General features: G+C 64.6%; 19 protein-coding genes. 12 read left to right on the forward strand and 7 right to left on the reverse strand.

The genetic code is table 11. The features are described from left to right. Nucleotides 1-10: 10 nt before the first annotated feature. Nucleotides 11-1,177, reverse strand: a complete 1,167-nt coding sequence (metK, locus tag BM193_RS16635) for a methionine adenosyltransferase (protein WP_092798612.1) — start codon at nt 1,175-1,177, stop codon at nt 11-13. A gap of 188 nt (nt 1,178-1,365) precedes the next feature. On the opposite strand from metK, the gene BM193_RS16640 reads away from it, so the two are divergent. Genes BM193_RS16640 through dapF form a run of 3 tightly spaced genes read left to right on the forward strand, consistent with a single transcriptional unit; the run spans nt 1,366 to nt 3,985 of the window. Beyond that, on the forward strand, nt 1,366-2,235 hold the full coding sequence (locus tag BM193_RS16640; RefSeq protein WP_092798613.1) for a lysophospholipid acyltransferase family protein: 870 nt from the start codon (nt 1,366-1,368) through the stop codon (nt 2,233-2,235). Further along, nucleotides 2,232-3,110: an LpxL/LpxP family acyltransferase gene (locus BM193_RS16645; RefSeq protein WP_092798614.1), complete on the forward strand. Its 879-nt coding sequence runs from the start codon at nt 2,232-2,234 to the stop codon at nt 3,108-3,110. The genes BM193_RS16640 and BM193_RS16645 overlap by 4 nt, the downstream gene beginning before the upstream one ends. An 11-nt stretch (nt 3,111-3,121) precedes the next feature. Then, a complete protein-coding gene (dapF, locus tag BM193_RS16650) occupies nt 3,122-3,985 on the forward strand; it encodes a diaminopimelate epimerase (protein WP_092799163.1) in 864 nt (287 codons plus the stop codon). Between the two features lie 10 nt (nt 3,986-3,995). Here dapF and BM193_RS16655 read toward each other — a convergent pair whose 3' ends face one another. Further along, nucleotides 3,996-5,501 (reverse strand): tetratricopeptide repeat protein, encoded by a 1,506-nt coding sequence (locus tag BM193_RS16655; protein WP_092798615.1) that lies wholly within the window; start codon nt 5,499-5,501, stop codon nt 3,996-3,998. 416 nt (nt 5,502-5,917) lie between these two features. Between BM193_RS16655 and BM193_RS16660 the strand changes: the two genes are divergently transcribed. The 8 genes from BM193_RS16660 (at nt 5,918) to BM193_RS16695 (ending at nt 13,325) form a co-directional block, all read left to right on the forward strand. Then, the gene (locus BM193_RS16660) at nt 5,918-6,997 is read left to right on the forward strand and encodes a porin (protein WP_092798616.1); all 1,080 of its coding nucleotides are present in this window, start codon (nt 5,918-5,920) and stop codon (nt 6,995-6,997) included. 181 nt (nt 6,998-7,178) lie between these two features. After that, nucleotides 7,179-7,856, forward strand: coding sequence for a DUF484 family protein (locus BM193_RS16665; protein WP_086147058.1), 678 nt, complete (start codon nt 7,179-7,181; stop codon nt 7,854-7,856). A 7-nt stretch (nt 7,857-7,863) separates the two neighbouring features. After that, complete coding sequence (locus tag BM193_RS16670; protein ID WP_092798617.1) at nt 7,864-8,811, forward strand: tyrosine recombinase XerC; 948 nt, start codon at nt 7,864-7,866, stop codon at nt 8,809-8,811. A 138-nt stretch (nt 8,812-8,949) separates the two neighbouring features. After that, entirely contained in the window at nt 8,950-10,020 is a 1,071-nt protein-coding gene (locus tag BM193_RS16675) for a CobW family GTP-binding protein (protein ID WP_092799165.1), read from the forward strand. 482 nt (nt 10,021-10,502) lie between these two features. Further along, nucleotides 10,503-10,955: an RNA polymerase-binding protein DksA gene (gene dksA / locus BM193_RS16680; protein WP_076565074.1), complete on the forward strand. Its 453-nt coding sequence runs from the start codon at nt 10,503-10,505 to the stop codon at nt 10,953-10,955. A 224-nt stretch (nt 10,956-11,179) separates the two neighbouring features. Then, complete coding sequence (gene hslV, locus BM193_RS16685) at nt 11,180-11,716, forward strand: ATP-dependent protease subunit HslV (protein ID WP_010394217.1); 537 nt, start codon at nt 11,180-11,182, stop codon at nt 11,714-11,716. Between the two features lie 43 nt (nt 11,717-11,759). Next, nucleotides 11,760-13,112: an ATP-dependent protease ATPase subunit HslU gene (hslU, locus tag BM193_RS16690; protein ID WP_092799167.1), complete on the forward strand. Its 1,353-nt coding sequence runs from the start codon at nt 11,760-11,762 to the stop codon at nt 13,110-13,112. Nucleotides 13,113-13,130: 18 nt separating this feature from the next. Beyond that, on the forward strand, nt 13,131-13,325 hold the full coding sequence (locus BM193_RS16695) for a hypothetical protein (RefSeq protein ID WP_092798618.1): 195 nt from the start codon (nt 13,131-13,133) through the stop codon (nt 13,323-13,325). A gap of 70 nt (nt 13,326-13,395) precedes the next feature. On the opposite strand, the gene BM193_RS16700 is transcribed toward BM193_RS16695, so the two are convergent. Then, the gene (locus tag BM193_RS16700; protein ID WP_092798619.1) at nt 13,396-14,010 is read right to left on the reverse strand and encodes an outer membrane protein; all 615 of its coding nucleotides are present in this window, start codon (nt 14,008-14,010) and stop codon (nt 13,396-13,398) included. A 180-nt stretch (nt 14,011-14,190) separates the two neighbouring features. Between BM193_RS16700 and BM193_RS16705 the strand changes: the two genes are divergently transcribed. Then, the gene (locus tag BM193_RS16705; protein WP_254786292.1) at nt 14,191-14,985 is read left to right on the forward strand and encodes a helix-turn-helix domain-containing protein; all 795 of its coding nucleotides are present in this window, start codon (nt 14,191-14,193) and stop codon (nt 14,983-14,985) included. Here the strand turns inward: BM193_RS16705 and BM193_RS16710 are convergent. From BM193_RS16710 to gspE, 4 genes are all read right to left on the reverse strand, one after another. After that, complete coding sequence (locus BM193_RS16710; protein WP_092798620.1) at nt 14,958-17,219, reverse strand: patatin-like phospholipase family protein; 2,262 nt, start codon at nt 17,217-17,219, stop codon at nt 14,958-14,960. The genes BM193_RS16705 and BM193_RS16710 overlap by 28 nt on opposite strands. Before the next feature lie 75 nt (nt 17,220-17,294). Next, nucleotides 17,295-17,858 (reverse strand): type II secretion system protein N, encoded by a 564-nt coding sequence (locus tag BM193_RS16715; protein WP_092798621.1) that lies wholly within the window; start codon nt 17,856-17,858, stop codon nt 17,295-17,297. A 15-nt stretch (nt 17,859-17,873) separates the two neighbouring features. Then, nucleotides 17,874-19,094 (reverse strand): type II secretion system inner membrane protein GspF, encoded by a 1,221-nt coding sequence (gene gspF, locus BM193_RS16720; protein ID WP_092798622.1) that lies wholly within the window; start codon nt 19,092-19,094, stop codon nt 17,874-17,876. A 10-nt stretch (nt 19,095-19,104) separates the two neighbouring features. After that, nucleotides 19,105-20,526, reverse strand: coding sequence for a type II secretion system ATPase GspE (gspE, locus tag BM193_RS16725; protein WP_092798623.1), 1,422 nt, complete (start codon nt 20,524-20,526; stop codon nt 19,105-19,107).

Genomic DNA, 20,526 nt, shown 5'->3' on the forward strand with positions numbered 1-20,526 from the left:
ACGGGCTGGATTATTTCAGGCCGGCGGCGTCGCGCAGCAAGGCGACCTTGTCCGTGCGCTCCCACGTGAATTCCGGCTCTTCGCGGCCGAAATGGCCGTAGGCGGCGCTCTTCTGGTAGATCGGGCGCAGCAGGTCGAGCATTTGCACGATGCCTTTTGGACGCAGGTCAAAGTGCGCCAGCACCAGCTTGGCGATTTCCGTATCGGGAATCACGCCCGTGCCTTCCGTGTAGACGGTGATGTTGATCGGCTTGGCCACGCCGATGGCGTAGCTGACCTGCACCTGGCATTGACGGGCCAGGCCGGCGGCGACGATGTTTTTCGCCACGTAGCGGGCCGCGTAGGCTGCCGAACGGTCGACTTTCGACGGATCCTTGCCGGAGAACGCGCCGCCGCCGTGCGGCGCTGCGCCACCGTAGGTGTCGACGATGATCTTGCGGCCGGTCAAGCCGCAATCGCCTTGCGGACCGCCGATGACGAAACGGCCCGTCGGGTTGACGAGGAATTTCGTGTCGGTCAGCCATTCGCGCGGCAGGATCGGCTTGATGATTTCCTCGATGACGGCTTCTTCGATCTGCGCGTGCGAGATTTCCGGCGCATGCTGGGTCGACAGCACGACGGTGTGCACGCCGACCGGGCGGCCATCGACGTAGCGCAGGGTCACTTGCGATTTCGCGTCCGGACGCAGCCATGGCAGGCGGCCATCCTTGCGCAGCTGCGACTGGCGCTCGACCAGGCGGTGCGCGTAATGGATGGCGGCGGGCATCAGCTCGGCCGTTTCATCGCAGGCGTAGCCGAACATCAGGCCCTGGTCGCCAGCGCCTTGATCGAGGTCAATGCCAGCACCTTCATCGACGCCTTGCGCGATGTCCGGCGACTGCTTGTCGTAGGCCACCAGCACGGCGCACCCCTTGTAGTCGATGCCGTATTCCGTATTGTCGTAACCGATGCGTTTGATGGTTTCGCGCGCAACTTGAATATAATCCACATTGGCGTGCGTGGTAATCTCGCCGGCCAGCACCACCAGACCGGTGTTGCACAAGGTTTCGGCAGCCACGCGGGCCGCTGGGTCCTGGGTCAGGATGGCGTCAAGGATGGCGTCGGAAATTTGATCGGCAACCTTGTCGGGATGGCCTTCCGAGACGGATTCGGAAGTGAAGAGATAGTCGTTTGACATTGCAAGCTCCTGTTTACTATGTGAATGTTCTGTCGCAGTAAAGAGGATTTTGCCTGCGACGCTTTAGCGATATTTATATTCCGCTTCGCAAGTTGTCTATTAACTCAGCGGTTACTGCATACGTGGTATTTTACGCTTCTTAAAAAATTTTGGCACGGCAACACGCCATTCCTGGAAACAGCTCATTCATGTTAGTCCCTATTTTCCGCTTTTTATCCCGCTTTCCCTTGCCCGTCCTGCATGGCCTCGGCGCCGCGCTCGGCTGGGTGATTTACGCCATTTCCCCCTCCTACCGCCGCCGCATGCGCGAGAACATGCAGGGTGCGGGGTTTTCGCAACACTTGCGCGCGGCCGTGGCCGAAGCGGGCAAGAGCGTGCTGGAACTGCCCTTCATCTGGTGCGCGCCGGCCGAGCGCGTGGCGCGCCATGCGACGGTGGAAAACTGGGAACTGGTGGAAAAAGCCCTGCAGCACGGCCGCGGCATCGTCTTCCTGACGCCGCACCTGGGCTGCTTTGAAATCGTCGCGCAACAGATCGCCCTGCGCACGCCGCTCACCGTGATGTACCGCCCGCCCAAGCGCGCCGCATTGAAACCGCTGATCGAAGGCGCGCGCGCGCGCGAAAACCTGATGCTGGCGCCGGCCAACATGTCGGGCGTGCGCATCTTCGCCAAATGCCTGAAAAAAGGTCAGCCCATCGGCCTGTTGCCGGACCAGGTGCCGCAGGAAGGCGAAGGCGTGTGGGCCGATTTCTTCGGCCGCCCCGCCTATACCATGACCCTGCCGGCCAAGCTGGCGCAGATGGGCGGCGCCGAAGTCATCATCACCTATGCGGAACGCCTGCCAGGCGGACGCGGCTACGTCGTGCACTTCGTGCCGTTCACCGAATCGCTCGACAGCACCTCGGCCGAGCAGGCGCGCACCATCAACGCGGCCATGGAACAATTGATCGCCCGCAGTCCCGCGCAATACCTGTGGAGCTACAACCGCTACAAAGTGCCGCGCGGCGCGCCGCCGCCCACGCCCGCCACGCCCGAGGCAGGCAAGGAGCCGGCATGAGACTGCTGATCGCCTTCATGTGGCTGCTGCACTGGCTGCCCTTGCCCATCCTCGGCCGCTTCGGCGTGGCCGTCGGCAGCCTGCTGTTCATCGCCATGCCCAAGCGGCGCGACATCGCCCTGACGAATTTGCGCCTGTGCATGCCGGAATTGACGGAACAGCAGCGCGTGGCCCTGGCGCGCCAGCATTTTCAGGCGTATTCGCGCAGCGTGTGGGAACGCAGCATCCTGTGGTGGGCATCGGAAGAACGCCTGAATCGCCTGATCAAAAAAGTGCCGGCCTTCCCCGGCCAGCAGATCGCCGCCAAGCCCACCATTTTGCTGTGCCCGCATTTTGTCTGCCTGGACGTGGCCGGCGCCGCCACGGCCATGGAAATTTCCGCCTCGTCGATGTACGTGCAGCAAAAGAACGCCGCCTTCGACAAAGCCTTGCGCAATGGCCGCTCGCGCTTCAAGCCGCCCAAGCTGTTTACGCGCCAGGACGGCATCAAGACGATTCTGCGCGCCCTGCGCGACGGCTTGCCCTACTTTATGCTGCCGGACATGGATTTCGGCGAAAAGGATGCGGAATTCGTGCCCTTCTTCGGCGTGCCGGCCGCCACCCTGACGGCCACGGCGCGCCTGGCGCTGGCCGCCAAGGCGCAGGTCATTCCCGTCATCGCCACCTTCCTGCCCAACTACCAGGGCTGGAAAGTGACGTATTACCCGGCGTGGGACGACTATCCGGGCGACGACATCACGGCCGCCACGCGCCGCATGAACGCATTCATCGAAGAACGCGTGCGCGAGGCGCCAGCCGAGTATTTCTGGACGCATAAGCGCTTCAAGACACGGCCCGAAGGCGAAGCGTCGTTCTATTCCAACCAGCACAAGTGATACGCCAGAACATGAAACTCCACTTTACCAAGATGCATGGCGCCGGCAACGACTTCATCGTCATCGACGCCATCAATCAGGCTATCGACTTCACGCCGGCCCAGTGGCAACGCCTGGCCGACCGCCGTTTCGGCATCGGCGCCGACCAGATCCTCGTAGTGGAAAAGCCGCGCCTGCCCGGCTGCGACTTCCGCTACCGCATCTATAACAACGATGGCGGCGAAGTCGAGCAGTGCGGCAACGGCGCGCGCGCCTTCGTCAAGTTCGTCAGCGAAAAGGGCTTATCCGACAAGGCGAGCATCCGCGTCGAAACCATGGCCGGTGTCATTTCGCCGCGCCTGGAGCTCGACGGCAGCATCACCGTCGACATGGGCGCGCCCGTGCTGGAGCCAGAACTGGTGCCATTCGACGCGGCGGGCTTGCGCGGCGTGGCGCAAGGCACCGATCTGCTGTGGCCGCTTGACCTGGCCTTGCCGGGCCAGTCCGCCAGCGTACTGGTGTCCGTCGTGTCGATGGGCAACCCGCATGCCGTGCAAGTGGTCGACGATGTCGAGGCGCAAGACCTGGAAACGTCGGGGCCGCTGATCGAGCATCATCCGCGCTTTCCGCGCCGGGTCAATGCCGGCTACCTGCAGATCGTCGACCGCCACCACGTGAAACTGCGCGTGTATGAGCGGGGCGCGGGTGAAACGCTGGCCTGCGGCACGGGCGCCTGCGCCGCCGCCGTGGCCGGCATCCGCCGCGGCTTGCTCGATTCGCCCGTGCGCGTCAGCGCGCGCGGCGGGGAACTTTCGATCGCCTGGCAAGGCCCGGGCCACCCTGTGCTGATGACGGGTCCGGCCGTGACCGTGTTCGAAGGCACGATCGAGCTGTAATCCACTGACGTCATGCCGCCAGGAACTGCTGTTCCTGCGGCTGATCGAGGTCGGCCAGGTAGCATTTCAAGCGGTACAGGCGCTGCCGGTAATTGCCTTCCGGACCATTCACGCCGCAATCGACGCGCTCGAACAGGCGCACCACCTGATCGAGCACTTGCCGCTCCTGCGCCGTGCGGATCAGCACCAGGCGCCGCTTGCCCCGCCCATGCGTGGCGCTGATATCGATCAGCAAACAATGTCCCTGGTCGGCCGCATGGATATCGAGCAGCAAGGCTTCGGCGCGCGACAAGTGGAACCAGCGCGCCAGCTCCAGCCGTGCCGCCAGCAAGGGATGGTTCTGTCCCAGCTGGCGCAAGTGCTCGCCCGCAGGCATGGCGGCACACTGGCCCCAGTCTCCCGGCTCGCCGCGCGGCGCGATGCGCAGCAGCGCCGCCTCCGCCTCGCTGCTGCCTTGCGCCTGCGCCTGCAGCAGCCAGTACGCGGCACGCACATCGCTGTTGACGCATTCCCGCCGGTTGCGCCAGGCATGCATGCCGCATTCGAGCTGCGCCGGAGCATGGCCCAGGTCAGCGGCACGTTCCAGGCACGAATGGGCTTCGACCACATTGCGCTGGGAAAATTCCGGTTTGGTATAAATGCGCGACAGCACGAACCACGCTTCAGCCAGGCCCTGCTCGCCCGCTTGCGTCAACCAGCGCACGGCACGCTTGAAATTGGCGGCGCCATTGCGCGTGGCCAGCCGCTGGCCATGCGCATCCATGCGCGCATAGCCGAGGCCCAGCTCCAGCTGCGCCGTGCGGTCGCCGCCATGCGCGGCCAGTTCGCAACACTGCCAGCCCTCGGCGTCGCCACCAGGCGCCAGTGCCTGCGCGCAACGCGACAGCAGCAGCACCTGCTGCGCATCAAGGGCGATGGTGCGCCCACCCGCCGCGGCCTGGCGCTGCAGCAATTCGCGCGCCAGCGGCATTCCCTGCGCCAGGAAGCGGCCATGCTCGCCGCTGTGCCAGGCCCGCTCCAGCCCCGCGTACAAGGGGGTGTCGCCCTCGCGCCCCTGTTCCGGCGCGCCATGGGCGCCAGAGACGGGCGGCACGCCGGCGCCAGTCTGCATGGATAACAGCCATTGCGCATCCGGCAGATCGGCCCGCGCCGCCGCTTCCAGCGCCAGTCGCGCCTTGGCCCGCAAGGTTTCGCAACTGGTGCTGGCCGCATTGCCCAACACCAATTGCGCCAGCACCAGGCCGGCCTGCACCAGCCCCGCGTCAAACGCCTGCGCATAATACGGAATCAGCGCCTTGGCCGCCGGCTGCGCCACTTCGAAAGGCACATGCATGCCGATCAGCATGCATGCTTCCTGGCTATCCTCCTGCGCCGCGCGCGACAGCCAGTGCAAGGCGGTCGGCAAGCTTTGCGGCACGCCCTGGCCGAACAGATACACCCGTCCCAACGCCAGCTGGCAGGCCACATCGCCTGCACGCGCGCCCTTGATCAATCCTAGTGTTTCGCGATTTGCCATCGATTCTCGATATTGAGTCAATGATTCTAATAATAGTCAGACGTCTCCAGGCCCATCAATGCAGGCCGTCCCTTAGTGTAACGTCCTTGGGCCCGAAATCCGCCACGGCCGGCGCAAGAACTTGATTCAACGCAACAATATCCTGGCATCAACATGTCAATATGCCTACGCTCCCCCGACGGCGGCACGGGGAGAAGTGTGGACGCTGGCGCAGGGGCCGCAGCAAGCGCGCGTTACAAAAATACAACAGGGTCATGGATTTATGCCCATTTCCACCAATCTTTTCACGCATATTTGACCAATCCCGCACGTCTTGCGTGCCAACGAATTAAGGTTCATTCATCGAAACGCGACAGTTAGCGCATTTCAATCTGCTCGGATCTCGGACGGAACTCACTTTAAATAGGGAATAAGACATGAAAAAATCACTCGTTGCCCTCGCTCTCTTCGGCGCCTTCGCCGCCACCGCACAAGCGCAGTCGTCCGTTCAAATCTACGGCACGATCGATGCCGGCGTGGCCAAGGCGACTGGTAATTCCGCCATCGTGACCAAACGCGACAACAACAAACTGGGCTTCAAGGGCACGGAAGATCTGGGCAATGGCTTGAAAGCCATTTTCCAACTGGAAATTCGCTATGAATCCGATACGGGCACCGTTGAGAACACCTCGGGCGCCAATTCGCGTCCGCTGTTCCAGGGCCAAAGCCGCGTCGGCCTGCAAGGCGACTTCGGTACCGTGCGCCTGGGCCGTGGCCTGACCGCCTTCCAGGAAACGAGCACCGCGTTCGAACCATGGTCGGGCATGCCTACGCCAGCCGGCTTCCAGACCGACCTGACCGTCGCCGGCTACACCAGCGATCCGCTGAGCCCAGCTGGCAACTCGCGTAACCGTTTCTCGAACGCCGTGTTCTACAACTCGCCAGTCATCAGCGGCTTCCAGTTCAACGCCACCGTGGCCGCCAAGGAAGCGAACAACAACGCCGCCGTTGCTGCGACCTTGCCGAATGCGACGACGAATGCCACCGGCAACTTCGCGCTGCCAGCCAACGCGGTACCGGCATCGAACCCGTATTCGGTTTCGGCCACCTACAACTACGCGCAGTTCGGCGCCATGGCCGCTTACGAACGTAACGGCGTGCAAGCCAAGCTGTGGTCGGTCGGTGCCTCGTTCAATCCGATCGCGGAATTGAAACTGATGGCAAGCTACCAGCACCAGGATGATGGCAACTTCCGCATCATCAACACGGATACCAAATCGTGGGTACTGGGCGCTAACTATGACGTCGGCCCAGGCAAGATCCGCGCTGGCTATGGTCAAAAAACGCCGGATGGCGTCGCCAAGACCAAACAGGCATCGCTGGGCTACGACTACAACCTGTCGAAGCGTACCTACCTGTACGCAGACGTGTCGAACAAAAAATCGGCCAGCGTCGCCAACTACAACAACACCACCTCGATCACCTACATCGGCGTGGGCGTACACCACAACTTCTAATGGCGCCGCAGGCCACCCGCAAGGGCTGGCCTGACGACCATGGACAGCAAGGCGGCATGGGCAACCATGCCGCTTTTTTCATGGGCGCGCGGAAAATACGTGCACGGCGCGCCCTTTGCGCCTAAGCCGCCGCACTCTCGGTTAGAATTAAGCGTTCCTCTCTCACCATCAGAAGCCATCAATGACCGCCACACTCGATTCCAGCACCGTCGCCCAATATCTGAGCGAGCATCCGAATTTCTTCGAAGAGCATACCGCTCTGCTCGGCGAGGTCAAACTGAGCAGCCCGCTGACGGGACGCACCATCTCGCTGCAGGAGCGGCAGATGGAAGTGATGCGCGACAAGTACAAGGCGCTGGAGCTGCGCATGTCCAAGCTGAGCCGCCTGGCCGAGGAAAATGGCGACATCGCCAGCAAATTCCACGGCTGGAACCAGGCCATGCTGCAGGTACGCAACGATGCGGCCATGCCGCGCGTGCTGGTCGATGCGCTGCAAAGCAATTTCGACGTGCCCTACGTCAGCCTGCGCCTGTGGCAAGTGCTGCCGGAACACGCCAATGGCTGGTTCACGGAAGATGTCACGGCCGACGTGCGCATGTTCGCCAACAGCCTGCAAGCGCCGTACTGCGGCAGCAACCGCGATTTCGAAGCCGTGCACTGGCTGCAGGCGGACAAGATCGAATCGACCGTCATGATCGCCCTGCGCGCCCCCGGCACCACGGGCACCTTCGGCTTGCTGGTGCTGGGTTCGCCCGACAGCGAACGGTTTACGTCCAGCATGGGCACCGACTTCCTCGTGCATATCGGCGCCACGGCCAGCGCCGCGCTGGCCGCCCTGCGCGCCGGTTCGCCGGCCTGAGCCAGCCATGAACGCGGCGCGCGGCAAGGCCGAGTGGCTCGACGCCTACCTGGCCCAGCTGGCCACGCAACGCAAGCTGTCGCCGCATACGCTGGACGCCTACGGACGCGACCTGCGCGCCTTGCTGCAACTGAGCGGCGATACGCCCTGGACGGCGCTGGCGCACAATGAGGTGCGGCGCTACACGGCCAAGCTGCACGCCGGTGGCCTCGACCCGCGCTCGATCGCCCGCAAGCTGTCGTCATGGCGCGGCTTCTTCCACTGGCTCAGCGGCGAGACGGCACTCGACGCCAATCCCGTCGACGGCATCCGCGCCCCGAAGCGGGCCAAGACCTTGCCGAAAGCCCTGTCGGTGGATGACGCCGTGCGCCTCGTCGCGCCCGCGCCGCACCAGCAAGGCGGCGCCGAAGCGGAGCAGCTGTGCAACCGCGCCATGTTCGAGCTGCTGTATTCGAGCGGCTTGCGCGTCTCCGAGCTGACCAGTCTGGACACGCATTATTGCAAGGCGGAAAATGGCCAGGACGCCTCGCTGGGCTGGCTCGACATGGACAGCTTCGAAGTCATCGTCACGGGCAAGGGCAGCAAGATGCGCAAGGTGCCCGTCGGCAAGGCGGCCCTCGTGGCCCTGAGCACCTGGCTGGCCGTGCGCCCGCCAGCGGCCGATGGCAGCGCCGCCCTGTTCCTCAGCACGCGCGGCACGCGCATCTCGCCGCGCGTATTGCAGCTGCGCCTGAAGGCGCATGCGCTGGCGACGGACATCCCCGCCAACGTGCATCCGCACGTGCTGCGCCACTCGTTCGCCTCGCACGTGCTGCAATCGTCGGGCGATTTGCGCGCCGTGCAGGAAATGCTGGGCCATTCCAGCATCACCTCGACCCAGGTCTACACGGCCCTCGATTTCCAGCACCTGGCGCACGTGTACGACCAGGCGCACCCGCGCGCCAAGGTCAAGTAAGCCGGCAACGGCGCTTGCCGGCCTGATCCATATCAAGCGGCGCGGCGCGCATTTGCAAGCTTTTGCAAAATTCCGGCATAATCGTCCGGATTCGCCCGCTTGCGCGGCGGCACCACCGACTACAGCATAGGCATTCCCATGGCACTGATTCCCACCACCATCCTCACCGGTTTCCTCGGCGCCGGCAAAACCACCCTGCTCAACCGCATATTGCAGGAAGAGCATGGCATGCGCATCGCCGTGATCGAAAACGAGTTTGGCCAGGAAAACATCGACAATGACATCCTGGTGCAGGACAGCAACGAGCACATCATCGAGATGAACAACGGCTGCATCTGCTGCACCGTGCGCGGCGACCTGATCGTGGGACTGACGGAACTGGCGCGCAAGCGCGACGCCGGCCTGCTGGCCTTCGACCGCGTCGTCATCGAAACGACGGGCCTGGCCAATCCCGGCCCCGTGGCGCAAACCTTCTTTGTCGACGAGGAAGTGGGCAGCCAGTACATGCTCGACGCCATCCTCACGGTGGTCGATGCCCGCCATGCCATGAAGCAACTGGATGAATACGAGGAAGCGCAGCGGCAGGTAGGCTTTGCCGACAAGCTGCTGCTGTCGAAAACCGACCTCGTCAGTGAAGAGGAGGTGGCCATCCTGACGCGCCGCCTGAAACGCATCAACCCGCGCGCGCCCATCGCCAAGGTCGATTTCGGCCGCGCGCCGCTGGCCGAGGTGCTCGACATCCGCGGTTTCAACCTGAATGAAAAGCTGGAGCTGGACCCGGATTTCCTGGAGACAGAGACGGCGCACGTGCACGATCACGACCACGCGCACGGCCATGAGCACAAGCATGAGCACAGCGACGCCTGCGCCACCGACTGCGGTCATGCCGACCACCACCATGCGCAGCACAGCGATGATATCGCCGCCTTTGTTTTCAAGAGCGCGCAACCGTTCGACAGCGCCAAGCTCGATGAGTTCCTCGGCGGCCTGGTGCAAGTGTATGGCCCACGCATGCTGCGCTACAAGGGCGTGCTGCTGATGCAGGGCGCCGAGCGCAAGGTGGTCTTCCAGGGCGTGCACCAGCTGATGGGCAGCGACCTGGGCGCCAAATGGGGGGAAAACGAGGTGCGCGGCAGCAAAATGGTGTTTATTGGCAAGAATCTACCAAAAGACATTTTTATTCGCGGACTCGAACAATGTTTGGTATAAACTAGCCGGGTTTTGCGAAGTACCCGTTGCAAAGCAGAAACAAAAGGGAAAGTTAAGCACGCTTTCCACTTGTCCGATGACAATCTTGCTGACATAAACCAACAAGCGGCCGTCTCTGATCGCCTAGTCAACAAATCGGGATGGCAATATAAAGCAAAGCGTGCCAAAATCAGCGACGAAAACGGCCCATGTCGTTAGCCTGTCATGAATTGCTGGCAAACTGCCGCTGGCCGCATGCCAGGCATGCAACCGATCCACCCAACACGCCCGTCGACACGTGCATAGCGCGACTGGCATAGAGCGGTAAAAAGTTATCAACATGGCAAATATAGCCGGCCGGTAGTCCTGGCCGCCGCCGGCAAGCCAAGGTCGCAAGCAGTACATCCGGACAGCAATGCCTAGCGGAACCTGTACAGTTGCTCGGCATCGCCGCATCAACTGATCAATTTGAAAACTCTGTCGTATCGAAGGTAAGCGAAGTTATGACCAAAACTAATAAATCGACCCCGGCCGCCAACCAAGACATCCCTCTCATCAGCGAAGAACAAATTCGCGCCATGAGCGAAGATGACTACATGAATCCGGCACAACTGGCATTCTTCAAGGCACGCCTGCAACAGCTGGAGAAAGACCTGCTGAAAAACGCCGGCGAAACCACGGAACACTTGCGCGAAACCGTGCTGGTACCGGACCCGGCCGACCGCGCCACCATCGAGGAAGAGCATGCGCTGGAACTGCGCACGCGCGACCGCGAGCGCAAATTGCTGAAAAAAGTGCAGCAATCGATCGCCAGCATCGACGCCGGCGACTATGGCTGGTGCGAGGAAACGGGCGAGCCGATCGGCATCCCGCGCCTGATCGCCCGTCCCACCGCCACCCTGTCGCTGGAAGCCCAGCAACGCCGTGAACTGAAGCAAAAACTCTACGGCGACTGATCGCCCCGCCCCTCGCGCGGCCGCTGCGGCGGCCCCGCGATGGCGCATAAAAAAGCACACAACTTTCGGTTGCGTGCTTTTTTTTCGTCCCGCGCCGACTACACTGAAGCAGGCACGGCAGTGGCAAGTGGCGCTTGCAATTGCCTTTTCCATCCCCACTTTTGGCCCATGGGCGCGCAATCGCATGGCCTTGCACGCATCGGCACGAATCTTTTGAGGTCACTATGGAACAATTTCACGGCACCACCATCCTCTGCGTCCGGCGCGGCAAGCAAGTCGCCCTGGGCGGCGACGGCCAGGTCACGCTCGGCAACATCGTCATGAAGGGCACGGCCCGCAAAGTGCGTAAGTTATACCAGGGCAAGGTCCTGGTCGGCTTTGCCGGCGGCACCGCCGACGCCTTCACCCTGCTCGACCGTTTTGAAGGCAAGCTGGAAAAACACCAGGGCAACCTGCTGCGCGCCTCCGTCGAACTGGCCAAGGACTGGCGCACCGACCGCGTGCTGCGCCGCCTGGAGGCCATGCTGCTGGTGGCCGACAGCGAATCGACCCTGGTCATCACGGGCAATGGCGACGTGCTGGAGCCGGAAGACGGCATCGGCGCCATCGGCTCGGGCGGCACCTACGCCCAGTCCGCCGCCAAGGCGCTGCAGGAAAACACGGACTTGTCGCCGGCCGAGGTGGTCAAGAAATCGCTGACCATCGCCGCCGAGTTGTGCATTTATACCAACATGTCCCACATCATCGAGACCCTGGACTAAGTCCGGGCGCGTCCGAGCACAGAATAGAAAGCCAACCATGATCATGAACATGACTCCGTCGGAAATCGTCACCGAACTCGACAAACACGTGGTGGGCCAGGCCAAGGCCAAGCGCGCCGTCGCCATCGCCCTGCGCAACCGCTGGCGCCGCCAGCAGGTGGCCGAGCCCCTGCGCCATGAAATCACGCCCAAGAACATCCTCATGATCGGCCCCACGGGCGTCGGCAAGACGGAAATCGCGCGCCGCCTGGCCAAGCTGGCCGAGGCGCCCTTCATCAAGATCGAAGCGACCAAGTTCACGGAAGTGGGCTACGTGGGCCGCGACGTCGACACCATCATCCGCGACCTGATCGACATCGGCATCAAGCAGACGCGCGCCTCGGAAATGAAGAAGGTGCGCGCGCGCGCCGAGGACGCGGCCGAAGACCGCATCATCGACATCCTCGTGCCGCCGGCGCGCGACTTCGGCTTCACGCCGAACACGCCGGCGGCCGTGGACAACGGCAGCGGCGACAGCACGCGCCAGACCTTCCGCAAGCGATTGCGCCAGGGCGAGCTCGATGACAAGGAAATCGAGATCGAGCTGGCCGACGCGGGCCCGCAGATGGAAATCATGGCGCCACCCGGCATGGAAGAAATGACGGAGCAGATCAAGTCCATGTTCTCGGGCGTGGGCGGGCAGCGCAAGAAGGCGCGCAAGGTGAAGATCAAGGAAGCGCTGAAACTGCTGGTTGAGGAAGAGGCGGCCAAGCTGGTCAACGACGACGAGCTGAAACAGAAGGCCATCCAGAACGTCGAGCAGAACGGCATCGTCTTCCTCGACGAGATCGACAAGATCGCCTCGCGCTCGGAATCGGGCGGCGCCGACGTCTCGCGCGCGGGCGTGCAGCGCGACCTGCTGCCGCTGGTCGAAGGCACGACCGTCAACACCAAGTACGGCATGATCCGCACGGACCACATCCTGTTCATCGCCTCGGGCGCCTTCCACCTGTCCAAGCCGTCGGACCTGATCCCGGAACTGCAGGGGCGCTTCCCCATCCGCGTGGAACTGGAGTCGCTGTCGATCGCCGACTTCGAGCGCATCCTGACGAGCACCGACGCCTGCCTGACGATGCAGTACGAAGCCTTGCTGGCGACGGAAAACCTCACATTGCAATTCGCGCCGGAAGGCATCACGCGCCTGGCGGAAATCGCCTATTCGGTCAACGAGCGCACGGAAAACATCGGCGCGCGCCGGCTGCACACGGTGATGGAAAAGCTGCTGGAAGAAGTGTCGTTTACGGCCAGCGAAGGCAGCAGCAGCGCGGAAAACCTGCTGGTGATCGATGCGGCGTACGTCAACGAGCGCCTGGAAGCGTTGTCGGTCAACGAAGACCTGTCGCGCTACGTGCTGTAGTCAGGAAGGGGGAAACCGATGGCAAACAAGGCATTGGCGACGCGGCAGAAAATGCAGTTCCGCGTCGAACCCTCGCAAAAACCGCGCAATCCCGTCGCCACGGCCGCCCTGCAGCGCAGCGCCGGGGCGCACGTGAAAAGCGTGTCCGGCCAGCGCCAGCAGGAAAAACGCCTGCTGGCGGCACTGCTGCTGAAGGTGGCCACGGAAAAATAGGTGGCCGCCCGCGGACACCCCCTTTTCGTGGGGCGTCCGCCATCAGGCCATCATTGCCAGCCGCCTGCCGTCAGAAACGGTAGGACGCGCCCAGCGAAAACATGTCGACCTTGGTCTGCTGGCTGCCGTTGTACTTCACCGGCACGCGGTCCCAGTCGAGATGCAGCGACCAGTTCGGATTCAGCGCATACGCCGTGCCGATGCCGTAGATCAGGCCAGCCTTGTTCTGCTTGTCCGAACCACCGCCCAGATAATCGACCTTGCCCTGCGTGTAGGCCACGCCGAGGCGTCCGCTCAGGGTAAAGGCGTCGAACTGGTAGCCGAGCACGCCCTGCAAGCCCGCGCCGAGGAATTTGCCGCGGCCGGCCACCTTGCCCGCGCCCGTGTCGAAACCGGATGTGACCTCGCCGCCGGTATACCCCACCAGCTCAACCGAAGGCAGGGCCACGCCGCCCTGAAACGGCAGCGCATTGAAACTGTAACCCACGTAGGCCTTGCCATTGCGCTTGCTGCTTTTGTCGCAGTCGCTTTGTCCGGACACGCAGTCAAGGCCGGTATTGGCGCGAAAGCCATAGCTGGCGCCCGCATAGACGGGACCGGGCGCCGGCTCAGCGGCGGCGGCGTGCAGGGGAGCGATGGCGGCCAGCGCCAGCAGCGCCGCCGGCAGGTGTAATTTAGGGAACATGGATAACCTCTACAAGTGGATGGATTGCCTGGTTGTAGCGCACTGCGTGAACCACGCTCCGGCGCCACCAGCAGGAGTGTCATCGCTTTTGCCCAGAAGTACTATCTCCTTGTGCAAAGTGCCATTACGGGCTACATTCGGTACCGTCATCCGCTACCACACTAGTAAAAAGGAACTATCGTGAGTTCACCCGAACTGGTTCTGCGCGTGCTGCGCACGCAACTGCGCGCCGCCGGCATCACCTACAAAATGCTGGCCGAACGCATCGGCATGAGCGAGTCGAGCGTCAAGCGCATGTTCGGCCAGCACGACATGTCGCTGTCGCGCCTGGCCCTGATCTGCAAGGCTTCCGGCATCGCCATGGAAGACGTGCTGCGCGGCGCGGCCGACATCACGCCGCATGCCGACACGCTGACCCTGATCCAGGAAAAGTCGCTGATCGCCCATCCGCGCTTGCTGCTGGTGGCGATCTGCTGCCTCGGCCACTGGAGCCTGGAACAAGTGGTGGAAACGTATGCGCTGACGCAGGCCGAGTGCATCGGCTACCTGGCGGAGCTGGACCGGCTGGGCTTGATCGAGCTCAAGCCCCTGAACCGCTACAGCCTGCGCGTCTCGAACGCCTTCCACTGGCTGGCCGACGGCCCGGTGCAGCAGTACTTCCGCGAATACGTGGTGGCCGATTATTTCAGCGGGCATTTTGACGGCGCCGGCGAAACCCTGATGTGCATCCCCGCGCGATTGTCGCTGTCGAGCGCGCAGGAGCTGGTGCAGAAGATCCGCCAGCTGGCCGAGGAACTGGCGCGGCTGCACCAGAGCGACCGCCGCCTGGCGCCGCAGGAACGCGATGGCTTTACCCTGCTGCTGGGCTTTCGCTCATGGGAATTTGCCGCCTTCACGGCGCTGCGCCGCAGCCCGGCGGCCGCCCTGCACGCCGCACCGGCCGCCAGCTACCAGACGGGCCCCAGGAACAGATAAAAGGTGCTCTCGCCGCCCTTGGTGGCGCCCGACGCCATGTACACGGGGCCGAAGCGCGTGTCGACGGAGATGAAGGCGCTGCTGGCCTGCGTGAATTTGCTCGACCGCCAGTGATCGCTCTGGTCGAAGCCGCCGCCCATTTCCAGCGAAAAGCCGGCCCGCACGGCGCCGCCCAGGGTGCTGGGCAGGGAGCCGATGCGGCGCGCCATCACCAGGCGCGCCAGGGCGATGCTGCGCCCGCTGACCGACTCAAATTCCGTGCCGGACAGGCGCAGGAAACCACCGAGGCTGAGCGGCGCCTCGCCGCGCTGCGCGCGCGCCCATTCGCCATACACATGACCGGCCCAGTTGCCGCTGCTGAAGGCCTTCAGCCCCGTCACGGAGGAGCGGCCCAGGGCCGCCTCGCCTGCACGCGTGCTCGGATCGCGCGCCCAGGTGGCGTCCACCAGCATGCCGCGCGTGGGGAAGCCCGGCGAATCGAGCGTATCGACGCGGAACTGCGCGAACTGCGTGGTGCCCAGCGCCCGCGATTCCGGCTGCGTGGGATCGGCCGGAATCGCCAGCTTGCCCTTGACCTCCGTGCGCGTGACGCCAAACTGCAGGTCGCCCCAGGTACCGAGCGAGCGCCCCAGCACCAGCGCCGCCGTCTGGCCGTTATACGCCAGGCGCGCGCTGCGCCGGCCCTTGTCGAAGACATCCATCGCCGACGAGGTGTACTGCAACTGCGGCGCGATATACCACGGGTTGCCGGCGCCCAGCGGCTGCCAGAACTGCACCCCATAGCCGCGCGCATTGCCGATCTGCGCCGTGCTGCGCAACTCGCCGCCCCAGCTGTTCAGGTTCGAGCGCACGTGCAGCAGCTTCAGGGCGAAGTTATTGCTGTCCCTGAAATCGCTGGCCAGCTCCAGGCCCACGCGCAGGCGGTTGCTGGCCCATGGCGCCTCGACCGCCTTGATGTTCACCGTGCGCTGCTCGCCCGCGTCGACCACTTCCGTCTCCACGCGCGCCACGTCGCCGCGTCCATACAGCTTGGCCGCCGCCTTGAGCACGTCTTCCTGGCTCACCAGCTGGCCCTCGACGAGTCCCGACTGGGCTTGCAGGATGCGCGGATTGATGTCGCCTTCGCTCTCCACGGCCAGGCGCGTCAGCGGCAAGGCCACGTCCAGCAGGGCTGGCGCGGCCAGGCGCAGCTGCTCGCGCGCCGCATACTGTTCCGGCGGCAGGGCCAGCGGCGCCAGGCGCGCGGCCAGCGCCTGCGCCGCCTGTTCGCCGGCGCGCATGGCGCGCGCATAGTTTTCAAAGTCGAGGAAGCTCACGCCCGTCAGGTCCGGCGCCACCAGCACATCCTGCGGCCGCAATTCCTTGAGCGAGCGCTGCACGTTCTGCTCCGTGAGGATCTGCAGCATCTGCTGCGCCACGCCGATGGCGCTGCCCAGGTCTTTTTCCGGCGCCAGCGGCGTGCCCACGTTGACGGCGATGACGATGTCGGCGCCCATGGCGCGCGCCATGTCGACGGGCAGGTTGCGCACCAGGCCACCATCGACCACCAGGCGGTTATTCACGCGCACGGGAGAGAACACCCCCGGCACGGCCAGCGAGGCGCGCATCGACAGGAACAGCGGCGTGTCGACCAGTTCCACCAGTTCGCCGCTGACCAGGTCCGAGGCCACCGAACGGAAAGGCAGCGGCAGCTGGCTGGCCGGGCGGTCGCGCATGCCCGCCGGCAGCAGGCGGTTCAGGGCCATCTCCAGCGCCGCATTGCTGGCGGCGGCGGGCGGCGTGGAAATGCCATTGCGGCTCAGGCCAAACTCGATGCGCGAAGGCAGCAGCAAGTCTTCCTCGCGGCGGCGGAACGTCAGTTCATCGCGTGGCGGACGGTCTGCCACCACGCGCGCCCAGTTGGTTTCACGCGCCATCTTTTCCAGGTCCGCCACGGAAGCGCCGGCCGCATACGCGCCGCCCACCACGCCGCCCATGCTGGTGCCGACCACCATGTCGATCGGCACGTGCAGCTCCTGCAGCACTTTCAGCACGCCGATATGCGCCAGGCCGCGCGCGCCGCCGCCCGACAGCACCAGGGCGATGCGCGGGCGCGCCGGCGCGGGCGCTATCGCGGTGGCGGCAGCGGCGGGAGCAGCGGTGGCGGCGGGAACATCGGCGGCAACGCCGGCTTGTGGCAAGGCGCACAGCGCCGCCATGCAGCCTGCTGCCAGGACGGCACGAATCGAAAACATGAAGACTCCTGTTGCAATGGCAGCACGGCGCCATCGTCACCATGCGATAGCAACGCCGGTACTGCGTAACGTAACTTAATTCGACGGCGGCGGCGGAACGGACGACACCTGCGGCGCGGCCGGCATCTGCACCGTCGGGCGCTGCGCTTCCATCGGCAGCGGCGGCGGCACCAGGTTCGTTGCCGGCGCAGGGGCGGGACCTGGCGTGGGTGACGGCAGCATCGCCGGCATGGCCAGCGCCTTGTCATCGGCCACCAGGTCGATGCGCTTGCTCACGCCGCCGTCCAGCAGCAGCACATGGCGCGCATGCACTTCCTGCACCGTCACGCCGGGCGCCACTTCGGCGCCTTCCGGCACGGCCACGGACGGCTTGCCATCGGTGGAGATGATGGCCACGCTGCGCCGGCCATTCGCTGCCGCCACCACGCCCTTGAGCTGGTAGTTGCTGGCCGTGGCCACGCTGACCTGGCCGCCGAACAGCGAGGCGCCCGCCTCCACGCTGGCATCCTGCACCACCGGCACGGCGGGCGGATTGATGGGGCGCTGCGGTGCCTTGAACAGCTGCATGGCCCAATAGGCCAGCGACACGGACAGCGCCACGACGGCGAGCAGACTTACAAATTGGGGCAAACGCTTCATGGCTTCCTTGAGTTCTTATCTTACGAGCTGATTGATTTCGATAATCGGCATCAGCACGGCCAGCACGATCAGCAGCACCACCACGCCCATGGCCAGGATCAGGGCCGGCTCCAGCAGGCCGGCGATGGTCAAGGTGCGCCGTTCCAGGTCCTGTTCCTGGGCGCTGGCGGCGCGCTCCAGCATGGCCGGCAGCTCGCCCGTGATTTCGCCGGCGCGTATCATGTGGATCAGCATGGGCGGAAAATGCTTTTGCGCCGACAGCGCGCGCGCCAGGCTGACGCCCTCGCGCACGGCGCCGCTGGCTTCCTGCACCAGTTCCTGCATCGCCACGTTGGTCAAGGTATCGCGGCTGGTATCGAGCGCGCGCAGGATGGGCACGCCGGAGCCGGTGGTGATGGCCAGCGTGCTGGCGAAACGCGCCGTGTTCAGGCTGCGCTCGAACTTGCCGTACAGGGGCGCCGTCAGCAGCCACGTATGCCAGCGCCGTTTTAAAGCCGGCTGCTGCAGGGCGCGGCGCCAGGCGAACCAGGCGCCGGCCAGGGCCACGGCCACGATGATGCCGTAATGGCGCACGAAGTCCGACAGCGCCAGCATGATCACCGTCAGCAGGGGCAGCTTTTGCTTGGTATTGGCGAATACCGAGACGATCTGCGGCACCACATAGGTGAGCAGGAAAATCACGATGGAAAACGCCACCACCGTGACGATGGCCGGATAGGTGAAGGCCAGCTTGACCTTCTGCACCAGCGCGTTGCGCCGTTCGATGTAGTCGGCCAGGCGCGACAGCACGCGCGACAAATGGCCAATCTGCTCGCCCGACGCCACCAGCGCGCGGTAGATCTCCGCGAAATCGCGCGGATGGCGCGCCAGCACGTCGGAAAAGGCGGCGCCGCCGATGACCTCCGAGCGGATCGAGGCGATCAGGTCGCGCAGATACGGCCGCTCGGCCTGTTCCAGCAGCGCGGAAAAGGCCTGCTCCAGCGGCAGGCCCGCTTCCAGCAAACTGGCCAGCTGGCGCGTAAACAACGCCAGCTCGGTGCTGGACAGGCGCTCGCCGAAGCCGCGCCGCTTGGTGACGCCGGCCGCATCGACCTGCGCGGCGATCTGCTCGACGGCCAGCGGCACCAGGCCTTGCACGCGCAACTCGGCGCGCGCGGAACGGGGACTGTCGGCATTGAGCACGCCCTTGCGGGTGGCGCCTTGCGCATCGACGGCTTCATAACGGAATGCGGGCATGGTGGCGGGCCTAGTCTTTGGTCACGCGCAGCAATTCTGCCTGCGTGGTGGTGCCGTCGCGCAGCCAGCGTTCGCCGTCGTCGCGCATGCTCGTCATGCCGTCCTGCAGGGCCACCGCGCGCACTTCCGCTTCCGAGGCGCGGTTGTGGATCTGCGCGCGGATCTGCTCCGTCGTGCGCAGCAGCTCGTACACGCCGACCCGGCCCTGGTAGCCCGTCTGGCCGCAATGCTCGCAGCCGACCGCCTGCCAGTATTCGCCATCGAAGGTCTTGCAGGAGCCGCACAATTTGCGCACCAGGCGCTGCGCCAGCACGCCCAGCAGGGACGACGACAGCAGGAAGGGCTCGATGCCCATGTCCAGCAAACGCGTGACGGCCGCCGAGGCGTCATTGGTGTGCAGGGTCGCCAGCACCAAGTGGCCCGTCAGCGATGCCTGCACGGCGATCTGCGCCGTTTCCAGGTCGCGGATCTCGCCGATCATGATCACGTCCGGGTCCTGCCGCAAAATGGCCCGCAGTGCCTTGGCGAAGGTCATGTCGATGCGCGGATTGACCTGCGTCTGGCCGACGCCCGCCAGGTCGTACTCGATCGGGTCTTCCACCGTCAGGATATTCGTCGTCGTCGCGTTGAGCATCGACAGCGCCGCATACAGCGTCGTCGTCTTGCCCGAGCCGGTCGGCCCCGTGACCAGCACGATGCCGTGCGGCTGCGTGATCAGGCCATCGAACTGCGCCAGCATGGGCGCGCTCATGCCCAGGTGCTGCAGGTCCAGGCGGCCAGCTTCCTTGTCCAGCAAGCGCAATACGGCCCGTTCGCCATGCCCCGTGGGCAGGGTCGAGACGCGCACGTCGACGGGCTTGCCGCCCACGCGCAGGGTGATGCGGCCGTCCTGCGGCAGGCGTTTTTCCGCGATGTCGAGCTGCGCCATGATCTTGATGCGCGAGATCAGCGAACCGTGGATGGCCTTGCGCGGGCGCACCACGTCGCGCAGGCTGCCGTCGATGCGAAAGCGCACGACGGAGGTCTGTTCGAACGGCTCGATATGGATATCGGACGCGCCTTCGCGCAGCGCCTGCGTGAGCAGCGCGTTGATCATGCGGATGACGGGCGCATCGTCGGACGATTCGAGCAAGTCCTCGATGGCCGGCACGTCCTGCAGCAGCTTGGTCAGATCGAGATCGGCGTCGAATTCATCGGCCATCTGCGACGCATCGCCGCCGCCGCCCGCGTAGGCGCCGGCGATGGCCGCATCGAGTTCGGCGCGCGGCAGCACCGTCAGTTGAATCTGGCCGAAGCGGCGCGACACTTCGGCGATCGCCGCCGGCGCCGTCGATGCCGCCACCAGCACCTCGACGGGGGCGCCCTCGACGGCGCCGGGCCGGGCCAGCAGGCCGAAATCGCGCGCGTAGGCGTAGGGAAGCAAATTACTCAT

The sequence above is a fragment of the Janthinobacterium sp. 344 genome, assembly GCF_900112025.1.
Classification (GTDB): domain Bacteria; phylum Pseudomonadota; class Gammaproteobacteria; order Burkholderiales; family Burkholderiaceae_D; genus Janthinobacterium.

Excerpts from the sequence above, each read along its gene's own strand:
- metK (WP_092798612.1), bottom strand. The coding sequence starts at position 1,177 with ATGTCAAACGACTATCTCTTCACTTCCGAATCCGTCTCGGAAGGCCAT.
- BM193_RS16640 (WP_092798613.1), top strand. The coding sequence starts at position 1,366 with ATGTTAGTCCCTATTTTCCGCTTTTTATCCCGCTTTCCCTTGCCCGTC.
- BM193_RS16645 (WP_092798614.1), top strand. The coding sequence starts at position 2,232 with ATGAGACTGCTGATCGCCTTCATGTGGCTGCTGCACTGGCTGCCCTTG.
- dapF (WP_092799163.1), top strand. The coding sequence starts at position 3,122 with ATGAAACTCCACTTTACCAAGATGCATGGCGCCGGCAACGACTTCATC.
- BM193_RS16655 (WP_092798615.1), bottom strand. The coding sequence starts at position 5,501 with ATGGCAAATCGCGAAACACTAGGATTGATCAAGGGCGCGCGTGCAGGC.
- BM193_RS16660 (WP_092798616.1), top strand. The coding sequence starts at position 5,918 with ATGAAAAAATCACTCGTTGCCCTCGCTCTCTTCGGCGCCTTCGCCGCC.
- BM193_RS16665 (WP_086147058.1), top strand. The coding sequence starts at position 7,179 with ATGACCGCCACACTCGATTCCAGCACCGTCGCCCAATATCTGAGCGAG.
- BM193_RS16670 (WP_092798617.1), top strand. The coding sequence starts at position 7,864 with ATGAACGCGGCGCGCGGCAAGGCCGAGTGGCTCGACGCCTACCTGGCC.
- BM193_RS16675 (WP_092799165.1), top strand. The coding sequence starts at position 8,950 with ATGGCACTGATTCCCACCACCATCCTCACCGGTTTCCTCGGCGCCGGC.
- dksA (WP_076565074.1), top strand. The coding sequence starts at position 10,503 with ATGACCAAAACTAATAAATCGACCCCGGCCGCCAACCAAGACATCCCT.
- hslV (WP_010394217.1), top strand. The coding sequence starts at position 11,180 with ATGGAACAATTTCACGGCACCACCATCCTCTGCGTCCGGCGCGGCAAG.
- hslU (WP_092799167.1), top strand. The coding sequence starts at position 11,760 with ATGAACATGACTCCGTCGGAAATCGTCACCGAACTCGACAAACACGTG.
- BM193_RS16695 (WP_092798618.1), top strand. The coding sequence starts at position 13,131 with ATGGCAAACAAGGCATTGGCGACGCGGCAGAAAATGCAGTTCCGCGTC.
- BM193_RS16700 (WP_092798619.1), bottom strand. The coding sequence starts at position 14,010 with ATGTTCCCTAAATTACACCTGCCGGCGGCGCTGCTGGCGCTGGCCGCC.
- BM193_RS16710 (WP_092798620.1), bottom strand. The coding sequence starts at position 17,219 with ATGTTTTCGATTCGTGCCGTCCTGGCAGCAGGCTGCATGGCGGCGCTG.
- BM193_RS16715 (WP_092798621.1), bottom strand. The coding sequence starts at position 17,858 with ATGAAGCGTTTGCCCCAATTTGTAAGTCTGCTCGCCGTCGTGGCGCTG.
- gspF (WP_092798622.1), bottom strand. The coding sequence starts at position 19,094 with ATGCCCGCATTCCGTTATGAAGCCGTCGATGCGCAAGGCGCCACCCGC.
- gspE (WP_092798623.1), bottom strand. The coding sequence starts at position 20,526 with ATGAGTAATTTGCTTCCCTACGCCTACGCGCGCGATTTCGGCCTGCTG.